11 protein-coding genes are annotated in these 12,555 nt (G+C 49.9%); 2 read left to right on the forward strand and 9 right to left on the reverse strand.

Annotated features, from left to right (window positions below; all coding sequences use genetic code 11):
- Window positions 1-50 precede the first annotated feature (50 nt).
- From ACMGFM_RS15330 to ACMGFM_RS15340, 3 genes are all read right to left on the reverse strand, one after another.
- Window positions 51-536: a hypothetical protein gene (locus ACMGFM_RS15330; RefSeq protein WP_436903535.1), complete on the reverse strand. Its 486-nt coding sequence runs from the start codon at window positions 534-536 to the stop codon at window positions 51-53.
- 205 nt (window positions 537-741) lie between these two features.
- On the reverse strand, window positions 742-2,538 hold the full coding sequence (locus ACMGFM_RS15335) for a GmrSD restriction endonuclease domain-containing protein (RefSeq protein ID WP_436903536.1): 1,797 nt from the start codon (window positions 2,536-2,538) through the stop codon (window positions 742-744).
- Window positions 2,539-2,991: 453 nt separating this feature from the next.
- Entirely contained in the window at window positions 2,992-4,383 is a 1,392-nt protein-coding gene (locus ACMGFM_RS15340; protein ID WP_436903537.1) for a hypothetical protein, read from the reverse strand.
- A 283-nt stretch (window positions 4,384-4,666) separates the two neighbouring features.
- Here ACMGFM_RS15340 and ACMGFM_RS15345 point away from each other — a divergent pair, with 283 nt between their 5' ends.
- Window positions 4,667-5,299, forward strand: coding sequence for a vWA domain-containing protein (locus ACMGFM_RS15345; protein WP_436903538.1), 633 nt, complete (start codon window positions 4,667-4,669; stop codon window positions 5,297-5,299).
- A gap of 704 nt (window positions 5,300-6,003) precedes the next feature.
- Here ACMGFM_RS15345 and ACMGFM_RS15350 read toward each other — a convergent pair.
- The 4 genes from ACMGFM_RS15350 to ACMGFM_RS15360 all read right to left on the reverse strand — a co-directional run bounded on the left by ACMGFM_RS15350 (window position 6,004) and on the right by ACMGFM_RS15360 (window position 8,175).
- A complete protein-coding gene (locus ACMGFM_RS15350) occupies window positions 6,004-6,240 on the reverse strand; it encodes a hypothetical protein (RefSeq protein WP_436903539.1) in 237 nt (78 codons plus the stop codon).
- A gap of 19 nt (window positions 6,241-6,259) precedes the next feature.
- On the reverse strand, window positions 6,260-6,562 hold the full coding sequence (locus ACMGFM_RS15355) for a hypothetical protein (RefSeq protein ID WP_436903540.1): 303 nt from the start codon (window positions 6,560-6,562) through the stop codon (window positions 6,260-6,262).
- Window positions 6,562-6,957: a DUF8122 domain-containing protein gene (locus ACMGFM_RS16670; RefSeq protein ID WP_495849259.1), complete on the reverse strand. Its 396-nt coding sequence runs from the start codon at window positions 6,955-6,957 to the stop codon at window positions 6,562-6,564. Before ACMGFM_RS16670 ends, ACMGFM_RS15355 begins: the two co-directional genes overlap by 1 nt.
- 561 nt (window positions 6,958-7,518) lie before the next feature.
- Window positions 7,519-8,175, reverse strand: a complete 657-nt coding sequence (locus tag ACMGFM_RS15360) for a DNA-directed RNA polymerase subunit epsilon (protein WP_436903541.1) — start codon at window positions 8,173-8,175, stop codon at window positions 7,519-7,521.
- Window positions 8,176-8,754: 579 nt separating this feature from the next.
- On the opposite strand from ACMGFM_RS15360, the gene ACMGFM_RS15365 reads away from it, so the two are divergent.
- Window positions 8,755-9,585: a hypothetical protein gene (locus ACMGFM_RS15365; protein WP_436903542.1), complete on the forward strand. Its 831-nt coding sequence runs from the start codon at window positions 8,755-8,757 to the stop codon at window positions 9,583-9,585.
- A gap of 635 nt (window positions 9,586-10,220) precedes the next feature.
- Here the strand turns inward: ACMGFM_RS15365 and ACMGFM_RS15370 are convergent.
- Together ACMGFM_RS15370 and ACMGFM_RS15375 are read right to left on the reverse strand one after the other, a co-directional pair.
- A complete protein-coding gene (locus tag ACMGFM_RS15370) occupies window positions 10,221-11,864 on the reverse strand; it encodes an ATP-binding protein (protein WP_436903543.1) in 1,644 nt (547 codons plus the stop codon).
- Window positions 11,864-12,526 (reverse strand): DUF8166 family protein, encoded by a 663-nt coding sequence (locus ACMGFM_RS15375; RefSeq protein WP_495849260.1) that lies wholly within the window; start codon window positions 12,524-12,526, stop codon window positions 11,864-11,866. Before ACMGFM_RS15375 ends, ACMGFM_RS15370 begins: the two co-directional genes overlap by 1 nt.
- Window positions 12,527-12,555 lie beyond the last annotated feature (29 nt).

A 12,555-nucleotide genomic window follows, 5' to 3' on the forward strand; every position in this document is an offset into this window, starting at 1 on the left:
GTATTATGCAAGATGGAGAGCATGTATTCAACGCATGAGTGCAGTCCAGATCATCCGTGTTTGTCGGTATATTTTTTCAAAGCCAGTTTGATCGCCCCAGGTCGTTTGGTAACCTTACTCTCGGCAACTCGAATCAGCCCTTGAGGGTTATACCTCTCCTGATAACTGAAAATTCGGTTTACTGCCGCTTTCGGGACCGACACCGGGTCAAAACCCTCTAACGTATAGATGAGCTGAGAAGGAGCGTTTTTCCAAAAGATCGCACTGGCCCATTGCTCTTCATCTTCAAATGTGGTTCCCACCCAACCAGCACCAATGTATCTACCGTCCTGATAGAACAGGACAAGGTCGTCAGAACCCATCTTCTCGAAGAAATTTCTGTTTCTTGTTCCCTCACGAGCACCCCAGAATCGAACTGTGTCCATATTAGCCAGCGGTTCAGGGCGATCCGGATAGTCCCCCAAATTAATTTCTGAGAGAACTGTTCGCTCAAAATTCCCAGGGTCACATGGTGCCAAAAATATGTTGGAATCCATATCTAAGAATAACAATCAACAGAGGTAATGAATTTGTGGATACAGAGGCACCAATCAATTTGTATATTTGATGACTATACGCTCTACGCCTAGCCGCTTATGATGCAATCTTGGGATTTTTAGTACTGAATGAGATAGAATACGCGTGTCGATTCGGCACCGAGGCGTATGGAGTTTAACCGAAACTCCAGGTATCCCAAACAATTCAATCCTTTATAGGACCGAGGACTGACTGGAGCTCATTTCTGATAAGGTCAGAGCGCTGTCTAAGGAACCTATCGAAGTTTTCTATTCGATGCGTTTCAGGATCGGTCGGAATCAGGTGGCGGTCGTAGAATGATTTATCCCGACTTTCAAGCCATTCCTCGAACGGTGTATCCTGCTTTGCCTCGTTTTCTCGACCGGTTAGAAGTTGGAGGTTGGCGAGGCGGTCTGCCTGCGCGTCGAATGCCTCAGCAGTATCTCGATCGAATCCCTCATCGAGAAGGTGGCTTTCATCTAATAGCGAACTTGGGAAGATGTGATCCTGATGGTACTGGATACTTCCAAAGTCTACCTGGTCATATAACAGTGTCAGCGTGAGGAAAGTCCGACTACCGCCTTTTGTGTACTCTAAGACGTTATCAATCATCTCCTCGTTGAAGCCAGTCATTTTCCCAAGATCAGCTATCTCCGCCTCAATTGCTGCCATAGGGAACGTCTCGCTTGACTCTTGTTTCAGTACTTCTCTAATTCGGTTCAACACGGAGTCTGCACTCCCGGAGAACGTCCCATGAAGCAGTGATGTAATGAACCATCGCTTAATGTCCCGCTTGGTCTGGACTCGGTTACTTTCATCCCGGCGTAGTTTCTCCGCTGTTAAGCCGGTCTGTTTGAAGTAGTACGCAATTGGGATGACAGCATTTCGACTCAACAGTGTCTGTCCACCAATGCCGAAGTAATTAACCAGCGTAGCAGCTTCTTCAATGGCCCGACGGATCTCGGGCCACTGTGCTTCCATTTTTGCTACATTCTCACGCTTGAATTGGCTCACCCGATAGCGGACCGGCAAATCAGCCAAAACAAGCGATGACTTCAGAAGGAAGTCCTTCCCGTAGCTGTTGGTCATCGGGAGTTGTGTATTGAGGTGGTCCACGAAAGTTGTGAGTTCTTCGCGAGCGTCGTATTCTTGCCAGTTGGCTTGGGCAATCGAGAGGAGCAAATCGGATTTACTTAGCTGTGTCCCCCCGTCGTTTGTCCGTATGAATATCTCCAGGACGCGATCGATGTCCTGTTTCTGCTCCTCGAAGTAGGTGATGTACTTCTGGTCGTGAACTGCCAGCCGGAGGTCACGGAGGTTCTGTCCGAACGCTCCCTCGTCTTCGATATCCAGTTCTGCTGTCTTTCTCTCGATATAATCCCGGAGATCGATGGTATCTGGGTAGTTAAGAATCGCACCGGCACGGAACCACCAATCACCATCTTGCCGAACCAGCGCGTCGTCATATTTCTCGGCCGAAAGAAATTCGAACTCATATCTGGTGTTGCGATCTCCACCTTCTTCCGCCTTCGCTCGTGGGTCTGAACTGAGATTAAGGTACAGCCGTGACTTCGTCCAAGAACTTCGATTTCGGTACCACTTGTATGACTCCTTGTAAGTATAAGTTCCCTTGAGCCCGATGTAAAACGAAGAAAGTCGCTGCTGTCCGTCTAATATAAGTTTTAGGTCTCCTGCACCGTCTGGCTTTACTTTTGAGTTGCGTGTCTGTGCGTCTGTCTCGATCCACTTTGTAGAGGTTATATAGTTCTTAATAAAGCCGTACATCGTATACTCGTCCCAATTCTCTTCGTGGATATCCCAGTAGAGGAAGGTGCCAATCGGATATCCCTGAAGGACGGAGTCAAATAGATCGGTAATCTGGTCACGCTCCCAGACGATTTCGCGCTGAATGGCTGGAAGAAGGTAATCCCCATTCTCTATCTGCCGCACCGCATCGCGGATTGTCACCCGCTGGTCGTACATAAGCAGTACTGGTGTTGTGGATACGCTTAGTCGTTAGGGCGTACACAACTAATCACCAATGTGGAGGTCACTCTTTTATTTACAGAGAGTCGCGTACCAATACGCAGACAGACGCCAATATTTCCTTCAGGCGGAAAAGAGTCGTATTCATTTTTGTCCTCTCGGATTCTTGCATTAGGCCTGTCCGCTTCGGGGAACGTCGGTTAGTTCGTAGGGCCACTGAACAGTTGGTATCTTAGACTAATCGTGACACAAGCGGAACTATAGTAGAATCTGGAAGTCTTTGTAGCACCTATTGGTAGAGCAGAGTGCTGTCTCTCGATTTCTGAGATTGCGCTGTAGAGTGTGTGCAAACACTTCTGGAGATTATTATAGTGTGTTAAATCCGACCTTTATATTCCGGCTACACCATGGCCAGTTACGGAGAAGTGTAACAAGGCATTATATTCTACTTCAGCGATCATCAGCAACGTATATGAGTGTCTGAACATCGATCATTGATGCCTCCCCAGCCTTCGTTTCAACCATCTCAAGCAAATCCCGACAGGCCAGTGCGACTTCACGATACTGTTGTGCATTAAATCCAGTATCCAGTCTGTCTGAATTGGAATATTCTGAAAAGAACCGGTCCATTCGTTCGTACTGAAATGCAATATATTGCTGTGGGTACGCGTACATAAGCAATGCTGTTGCTGCTCTGAGTAGCGACCCTGGTGACCGGTCGTTTTCATCTTGGACAGTTAAGTGATGTACAAACTCGTAGAACTCATTGAGACGATCGACAATTGGCAGTTCATCGTCGAACAGGTCACTCAATACTGCCGCAGCCTCGACGGGATTTTGATGACAGTAATCAACAATATCGTTCCACGCCAACCGGTGAAATTGACCGCCCATCATTTGCGCTGGGACGTTCGACACTGCATCGAAGTCTTCTGTTGGCTCCTCAATCGCCTCGAATAGGGCGAGAACATCCTCAGCAGTCAACGCAGTCAACTCGAACTCTGACCAGACCACAGTCTCGAAATAATCTTGAAATTGCCATTTCCAAGATTCAATATGCGTACCGCCCCAATGACTTTCTTCGAGGTTATCATATGCACCCGAGTCACGCGCTTCGACGTGATCCTCAATGAGCGCCTCGACACCACTCCACTGAATCGGATCAGCAGTATCCTTGTGGATACTGTGGCCGATTAGTGGGCGGAAAAGTGGTGCATATTCCCCTGTGAGCTGTGCGTTGATTATCTCCCGTTCTAACGAGTCAATAAGTCTAAAGAACTCATCAATCTCCGCGTATATTGGGAGTTCATACTCAGTCCCGGCAGAGGCGTGTCCAGCGTGAGTCTCGTACGTCTCTTTAAAATCACGAATATGTTCAGAAATCACGTCCGGGTCATATGCCACATCGTATCCCAATCCTTCGAGCACTTCCTTGGCTTCTGTTGAAGGAATGGGGTCGTGTCCGTCCTGTAGGCGGGCAAATAGTTCATAAAGTCCCCAGCCAGTGGAATTCCCACCGAGGTATTGAACCCACTCTGGCTGAAATTCGTCAGCGTCGTCCATCTCGGAAAGTAGTGTGTGTAATTGCTCTACCGCTTGGTCGGAACTTAATAACGAGTGTGCGTTTGGAGCCCAGTAATCAGCTAGTGTTTCGTCTTTCCACAGTTCACGGAATGTTTCTTTTGATGGGTGTTCGAGAAACGAATCGAACCGTGCGTTACATAATCTGGTTCGGTTAGTCTCAGAAAAATTGATACCGGGTCCAGTCGGACCGTCTCTGACCAATTTCCGCCATGAATGCAGCGCAGGAATGAGTGATTGGCCAAGAGTGGACTTTGCCATATCCACGAATATCAACGCTCATACGTAAAATCCCCTATCATTTGGCTATTTGATAACTGAGCGGGACTTATGCTTGACTTGAGCAGATTATGTCGAACAGGTTATATTCCAGGGACTGTCACGACCTGAGTGGTTTGAGGCTGGTTCGGGCAGTTAATTTCAGCCCAATACGTCGATTATCTGTATCGAAAATACAGTGGGCCTGTAGCAATTTAACATTCAATTCTGCCGCCATGTGATATTCAACCAGAATACTCTTGAACCGATATGTCATATATTTATTGTGCGCACACAGATTACCTTCGTTCTAGACTCGTCGGGTTCAATGTCGAAGATCGAAGACGATACCAAAGGGGGGTTTAATGTCTTCATTCAGGAACAACAGGAAGAAGAAGGAACGGCAACCGTGTCATTATACGAGTTCAACAGCACCACAGATCTCGTTTATCAAAACAGGCAGATAGCTGACGCGTCGAAATTGACCCACGAGAATTACCAACCTGGGGGGAATACCGCACTCTACGATGCGCTGACCCGTGCGATCGACGAAACCGCAGACGGTATCGAAGGAAAAAAAGAAGCGAATCGGCCCGACAACGTCATTGTCGTTGTATTGACTGACGGGAAAGAAAATGCATCTGAAACGCCACAGGATGTCGTCCGTACCCGTGTCGAACAGCGTCGTGAGGAAGACGGATGGGAGTTCCTGTTCATCGGCGCGAATCAAGACGCGGCACTCACGGCTGAAAAGATGGGGATGGATCGAGACAAATCGCTAGACATGAGCCACAGTGGGGAAGGTGCTGAGGAGGCGTATCGGTCCACTTCCGAAAGTATCAGTCGGGCACGTCAACAAGGCTCAACTGGTGGATACACCGACGAGGACAGACAGCGACAAGAAGAGGCAGAGAAATAGTAGACGCAACGCCACCCCTGTAATTATTGCTAACACCACAAATTGATTTAGGCAAATAACTGGTTACGTGTTCACAGCATAAGGTTAGCCCAGACCGACCTCTATAGATCTTAGCTGAGAGTCCTCTACGAGTAACTCTTGTCTAATATCACCACTCGCTTATGTGTGGCAGGAGAGCATCATTTATGCCTACTCTCCGACAGTACGTGCCAACATCGTCACAAACAGGCTACTATATTCAGGCAAACGTCGGTGCTGGTGCTCCAATCACACTGCAGGTATCTGAGTTGGCTGAAAAAATCTTCACCGATACTGGATACGACGACGGGGATACCGTACCTACGAAATTCGTCTGGGCAATGTACGATGTTGGTTTGATTTCGACAGGTGACGGAGACACCTCAACCATCAAGAGTGCGAACGTCTACTCCGCATTCACGGGCCACAGTGTCTCGGCAAAGTTGAGCGATCAAACACGCGCCGAATTAATACAGTATCTCAAAGACTATCGGGGCACACAGCAAAGACGAGTCGGTCGCCTTCATCGTGAACTTGCAGATTCTGAGAAGACCGGAACATCCGGTTCAACAGTGAGCACGTCTGACTTGGGTTACGGATTAGCGGATAGTATTCGCCGCATCTGGCGACATATCGTGGACCGTGTCCGTCGTTGAGAGGTCGAATACGCTGAGAGCGTGCAGAGCTTATAGCCGCTGTAACAACTCTTCTACCTCGGTGTCTTCGGTAGTTACTGACTCTGTTCCCTCTTCTGTTTCAGTGCCCGGTACTTCGATATCTTTGTTCACTGCTGGTGTCTGTCCGTCTGCATCGTGAAGCGTTCGTTCGGCATCTCCGACCGTCCCGGGCATCGACTCTCCAATGATGTGTCCACCGCCGCTTCGATACCGTCGACCGTTTGCGTCTGTGTTGTCGTGAGTCATGATAGTACCGTGTTGTCGGTTACCCTCGCCGCCAGAACTCGTTCGCCCACGAGCCTTCGAACAGTTTGAGTTGGATCTCTTCGCGCTCATCGTAGGTGTCGTCTACGCCGCCGAAGTAGTACCCAACACCCTCCTCAAGAGTGATATCTGCCGTCCAAACCGTACAGATGACACCGTCTCGGGTCGTATCGTCACCGAGTTTCACACGCTGTCGGGGCTGATGCGAGGCGACATCTTCGGTCCAGTTGACGAAGCCCTTCGTCTTCACCCAACCACGCGTACCGTCGAGGTCGCCGAGATCAACTACTGGTGGTCCGCTCATCACTGCTCACCTCCCCGAACCAACGTTACACCAACTGTCGTCTGCTGGCTTGGAAGCGGTTCTCCACACCACTGGCAACTCCCGTCTGCTCGGAGAGGATCATACAGACCGTTACAACTTGGACATGTTGACAGACCGTTGGTTTCGACGCGGCCGTCGTTGTTCAGCACCGTCCTGAGAACCCCCGAGCGCTCAACGAGGAGCGCATCGTACGGGGCATACAGACGGGTGCTGTCGGCCTCGCACTCCGGAGTGTGGATCGGAACAGCCTGCTTCCACGCCTCTTCGAGCGAGAGTTCGGCAGGCGTCCGAGTCCGCCACTGATCGGGTGCGTGCGGTCGGTTAATTTGTGGAACGTACGACTGGTCGTGCGTGTAGTGGTTTGCATCGAACATAGGTGCTGAAATGCTCTGGACGGCGACGGTGAGACTCAGCCAGGCATCGCGGACGTATCGACAGTGTCGCCACTGGGCGTGGGACACGAAGTCAGTCAGAAGAGCCACTGACGAAGTGGACTGAATGCTGAGTCAGTGGGAACTCTTCGAGAAGGAAGGCGGTGCTGAGTACTCGTTAAACGCTGTTAGAGGGTAGCGCGCGAATCGTGCACGCGTGGTGAAAAGTACGGATTCTCCACAACGTGATTTTTCCAAACGAACCTCGAAAGGGGTTCGCCCACGGGCTACATTAACAGGTTTAATAGCTCTCTCTGAAGTTCTTCTACAGTTCAAAGCCACAAGGCTTTGTGGTAGAGTTCAGAATGAGCTTGGATGGATAGAACGTTCAAAGCCACAAGGCTTTGGAGAAGGGTCGCTGACCGGCCACGATAGCCATTGGCCACCAGATCCCCTTCGGGGAACTGCTGACCGAACCGCCTCAATACGCATATTGTCGCAAGAACTACTTAAAGGAAGTTCAGCACCCCCCCGAGACGGCAGGGTCAGATTGAGGGAGCAGCCCTACCGCAGTGGCCCGTTTTCCCGGTCGAAGTACCCGATTCGATCGAGTTCCTCTTTCACGAGTTGGGTGATGCTGTAGTGGTCATCTTCCGATAGCCCGTTCTCTGAACAGAGATCCTGAAAGTCGGTGTCTTGGCTACACCGATCGGGAAAATCGTCCGCACTCACCTGGGAGAAGTCGAAATCTGTCGGATCCTGACCCGCCAGAAACCAGCGCCGCCTCTCGCGGTCGACGACGATTCCTATCGTACACAGCGCGACCTTTTCGATTCGTTTCTGCTGCCCAAACCGATCGAGATTCATTTGACTCATCGCAGACACCGCCCGATGTTGCTTATACGCCGTCACATCGAGGCTCGAACAGAACGACTCGGTAATTCGTTTCTTGTCTCGGGCAGCCTCACGCGCACTGTGATCACCATCACTGTGATGACGGCCCTCGTTAAGCCGGACGAGTCGTTCGACCTTACCGTCTGCCGTGCCCACACCAACGCGCGTCTCTCCCGCTGAATCGTAGCCGGTCGTGTACGCGTCCGGTTGGTGATCACGTAGCTGTTGGGCCGATGGGACTTGTTTTGGTGTCTCTTCGATGTTTGTGTCGGCCTCGTTCTCACTCGCGCCCGATTGTTCTCTCGCCTGAATGCGTTCTTTTCCCATCGGTGTCGGCCGGTGTCCGAGGAGACATATCGAGGCTTCATAATGTTTTGCTTGGGAACGCCGGCTGCAAGGGTGGAACCCTTCTCTGGATGGCGATATCGCCAAAGGGACTAATTGAATCTGTTGAAACCCGATTATTCAGACACAATGTTGCAGAAACAGCCGTTCAGTAGCCTAACCTATTGAGTGGTGAAGAAATATGTAGATTAAAAATAATTTCCTTTGGTATGCAAAATAAAGGGCGCAAATGCAGCAGTTTCTTTCGAGACTTGAGAAAATCTTCACCACCCAGCTCAAATCGTTCGGGTAGCAGTATCCAATTAATTTTGTGGGGACTGTCGTTAGTCTCGTTTCCGGAAAACACTCAGTAGTGCTATTGCCGTTGAATTTCCCGGCTTCAAGTGGCATGCAAACTTAGCAGCGTATTCAGTAATTTTTGACTCGTGTTCTACTGATAGCTGAGCGTTCTACTCTATCTGGGCAGTCTACCCAAAGACTTGAGGAATTGCCTTGTGAATCTTGGTTATCTCACGACTTTACCAATACGCAGACTCAAACGATAAGACTGGACTGTATCTTTTGGATGGATACAAGGGAAACAATACGACTTTCCAAGTCAGAGATCCTGCGGAGAAATTATTTCAACATTTAGACTATCAACCAGGTATCCGCAATCAATATCAAGGCCCCAGAATTCCAGATGAACTCCACTGGGGATTATTTGAAATTAACTGGATATATACAAATGAATCAGGCGTATCACCACCAACAAATGATGTGGGCGAAGTGGTCATAACTGGTAACGATGTAGAGATTACAGAAGAGATAGCTGAAGACCTGAAATTATTCCTTCAACAGTCGCATGGAGACGATGTGAGAGAACTCGCTGAGATTCTTAATATCGATATATCTGATAAAACAGAAAAATCTGATATTAATGACCTCACCAAATCAGAGCAAATAGAACGATATGATGCCAGCAAGGCAACACATATATGTGAACTCCCAGACAGTCGCTGTCAAGAAATAGCGAAGCAAGTAGCACAGCAGGTTGATTTAGATAGTCTCTCAGATGGAATTCCAGAGTGGGAGACCACCTACACACATGGCGGAAAAATAACTCAAGATGCCGAACAATATCAACTTATAATAAAGACTGAGCGTAAAACCGGCAGTGAAGAACAATATTTTAACAAGATTATATTTACACCTGAAGATGGAATCAAGACGGTTTGGACAATGACAAATGTAATGATTGACTGGAACCAACGAATCCAGTTAGAACAGCAAAGAGGAGAAATTATCAAATCTGTTATTTCTGTAGCTGTTGATGAAGATCTGGATATCGGTGGCTCGATGTGTGACCTGGAGCTGACCACCGAATACGAACCCTCAATTGACCAATTTTGATGTCCACTAGATTGCTGATTAGCCCCATTCTCACATCGTTTAGTGTCGTACAGATAAGACGGAGAGATATTGACAACAAAGACGACTCAGCCGAGGCTATCCCAATAGCCTCAGATGCTTCTGGTGCAACAATGGGCCGAGTATGACCAAAAGCATCGGAAGTGGACTGTCAAGGACCTTCGACTAACGTTCTGGCTACTCATCATCATCTGGGTCGCAGCATCAGTGTGTCAGCTATTATCGTAGTGTATCCATCATCTCTGTCCAGTTTGATCTCATCATCAGTGGAGATGATATCGTGATTGAGAATCCAGTCGCTGCCCTCTTTTTAATATGCGCACATTCACATTTACTGTGACTTGGCGGTTTCAAACCGGAACCAACCTCTGAGATTGCCTGGTTGCTGGTTACCAGTCAGGCTGCAATTGGGGTATTTTGATCGCTGTTTTGTCCTTGGTAGACGGGCCAGAAATACATCCTCTGCATATTTCAGCGGCTTTCTGATGGATTTTGTATGGGTCTAAACTCGCTGCGGTACGCGTGTACCCTGTATCGACCGAAAGCAAGTCAAGTATGTCTCCTGCAGAGTATTTCGACAGAACCAGCTAATTAAATATCCACAAGTGACCTTCCTGTTAATTCAGATCTTGTACTCCAGTCGAATCGCCCTCACCGAAATCAGCACTCTCTGACCGTGACGGTGACCGCTGTTGTTTGTCGTACGCCTCCTGCCACTCTTCGACAACCGCCCTGCTTCCCGCACCGTGAGGTGTAATTCGCGGTCGAACTTGAATTAGTGCCGGCGTGTTCATTGCGTCTCCTGAGACAATTGCCTGTCCAGGAGTTAATCCTGGTAGTTCTCGGAGGACATCTTCACCGGCGGCTTCAACAGAGTTTTTAATCGCGTCTTGATCGCCTGGATTCTTAATCTGCATCGAGATTTGTGTGCCACACTGTGATAGCACGTCCTGATCAATTTTCGACGGGCGTTGGCTGATAATCCCGAGGCCGAACCCGAACTTCCGACCTTCCGACGTAATCGTTTGCATGATTCCTAACGAGGGAGCATCACCAGAGGCCGGGGCAAACCGGTGCCCTTCCTCGAATAGTGCAAAGATCGGGTGCTCAATGTCAGATTCCCGGCCACGAACATCGTCAAGCCGTTCCCGATACAGGCGACGAAGCAAAACGGTCGTGATGAGTTGCTGATTCCACTCATCCAGCGTATCCATCTGGAGTACCGTACACTGGCCAGGGTCAACAATCTCGTCAAGCGGGACGTTCTCCTCTGGGTGGAATAAGTCGTTGCGCTGAATCGACCGGTTCAGCCGCCACTCCAATGCACCGACACTCGCATCATCCTCACCGTAAATCTGCTCCATCTGAGCGACTAGTTCATCTATTCCCCACGTTCGACTCTCTTGTCTCTGCATCGCGCGCCATGCCGTCGAGAGTCGCTCCTGCATTCGGTTGCTTGGATTATCCAAGATCGCCATCACATCACCGAGTTCCAATTCAGAGATTCGGACACGAAGTTGCTCTGAGTCATAGTATTTGACCTCAGGTTCGTACCCATCCTCACCTTGGAAGGCAGCCTCGCCCTGCATCTCAGCCAGTGTACCGTACTCACCGTGCGGATCGAACAAAAGGAGCGATGCGCGGGAACTCGGCTTCATCATCTCCTCGACTAAGACAGAGGCCGTGTAGGATTTTCCGCTGCCAGTTGATGCGAGAATCGCCAAGTGTGTCGACGCGAACTCCTCGATTGGGAGATGGAGATTCGTCGCTTCTCGTGGTCGATTCAATAGCCAGCCGACGTGCGCGACTCCGTCAAGTGTTGCCACATCAATAGTGTCTGTTTCGCACCCAAGGTTCGGAAGTACAGTTTCGAGTTGTTTATCTGGAGCAATCGACAGCGGTGTTCCGGGATCAGGAAGCTGCCGCGGATTAGCGAACGTGGTCATGGTGGTATCGTAGTAGCCGATGACCGTTGCCGTCAACCGATATAACTCGGTATCGTCGGTCGGCACGCCGAGTGTCGCCGCGACGGTCTCTGGGCCAACTTCTGGATCCGCAAGAAATCCGTCAGGAAGCCCGCGAATCAACTCGCGGTTTGTCACCCGAGCGAATACGGAGCGTGGTTCATCTTCAACCGAGACAGTGTACGTAATGAACTCGCCTGTTTTGATCGATTCATTTGATGGGGCGACGAACACGAATTCATTCGGATCTTCACCCGGACCGGCGACAGTCCCGATTACGTCTGAGCGGCTAGACATTAGAGCGCACCTCGCTGTTCACGCGCCTGCCACTGTACGTTTTGTTCCACCACGTCCAAGACTCGCTGGTTGGAATCATCATCCGGAAGCACCCTTCGGAGTCGGTTAATCAACGCAACGACGACCTCCGATCCGAGGTCGCCTGCAATATCCAAGAGTCGGTCCATGTACGCCATCTGGATCTGGTCGTCGACAGTATGGAAGGACACTGTGACTTGGTCTGGACAGTGAAAGACGGTATCATCGACTTCTAACGTCCACCGCGGCATTTGATGCGTTGACTCGTGAAGCGCCCCATCAGAACCAATTTCCGCGGTGCCAAGAAGGGCCACGCCAGCGAGGGTCGTTCGCTCTTCGATATAGCCCGGCGTGAACTGGGCTTGATCGTCTTGTGCTAATCGCGGCCCAGTTCGCCCTTGATCAGGGTCAACTAACTGTGTATCATAAATCACGCCAATAACCGCATACTGGGTGCCGTCGACGGTCTTCTTGATGAAGACCGGCTGCCCAAACTCTCGCTCGTGGAGTTCTGGTGGACGATCACAATCTCGTTCCTTGTACACCTCAACCACGTAATCCAAATGGCTGTTCGAGGACACAATACTACCAATCCGAACGCACGAATCGAGATCTGGCTGGTCTCCGTTAGTTGTGTCTGTCATGCGAACACCTCTGCACTGGTGGATCGTCG

The sequence above is a fragment of the Halovenus halobia genome (assembly GCF_051414135.1).
Taxonomy (GTDB): Archaea; Halobacteriota; Halobacteria; order Halobacteriales; family Haloarculaceae; genus Halovenus; species Halovenus halobia.

Excerpts from the sequence above, each read along its gene's own strand:
- ACMGFM_RS16670 (WP_495849259.1), bottom strand. The coding sequence starts at position 6,957 with ATGTTCGATGCAAACCACTACACGCACGACCAGTCGTACGTTCCACAA.
- ACMGFM_RS15330 (WP_436903535.1), bottom strand. The coding sequence starts at position 536 with ATGGATTCCAACATATTTTTGGCACCATGTGACCCTGGGAATTTTGAG.
- ACMGFM_RS15370 (WP_436903543.1), bottom strand. The coding sequence starts at position 11,864 with ATGTCTAGCCGCTCAGACGTAATCGGGACTGTCGCCGGTCCGGGTGAA.
- ACMGFM_RS15340 (WP_436903537.1), bottom strand. The coding sequence starts at position 4,383 with ATGGCAAAGTCCACTCTTGGCCAATCACTCATTCCTGCGCTGCATTCA.
- ACMGFM_RS15355 (WP_436903540.1), bottom strand. The coding sequence starts at position 6,562 with ATGAGCGGACCACCAGTAGTTGATCTCGGCGACCTCGACGGTACGCGT.
- ACMGFM_RS15375 (WP_495849260.1), bottom strand. The coding sequence starts at position 12,526 with ATGACAGACACAACTAACGGAGACCAGCCAGATCTCGATTCGTGCGTT.
- ACMGFM_RS15360 (WP_436903541.1), bottom strand. The coding sequence starts at position 8,175 with ATGGGAAAAGAACGCATTCAGGCGAGAGAACAATCGGGCGCGAGTGAG.
- ACMGFM_RS15350 (WP_436903539.1), bottom strand. The coding sequence starts at position 6,240 with ATGACTCACGACAACACAGACGCAAACGGTCGACGGTATCGAAGCGGC.
- ACMGFM_RS15335 (WP_436903536.1), bottom strand. The coding sequence starts at position 2,538 with ATGTACGACCAGCGGGTGACAATCCGCGATGCGGTGCGGCAGATAGAG.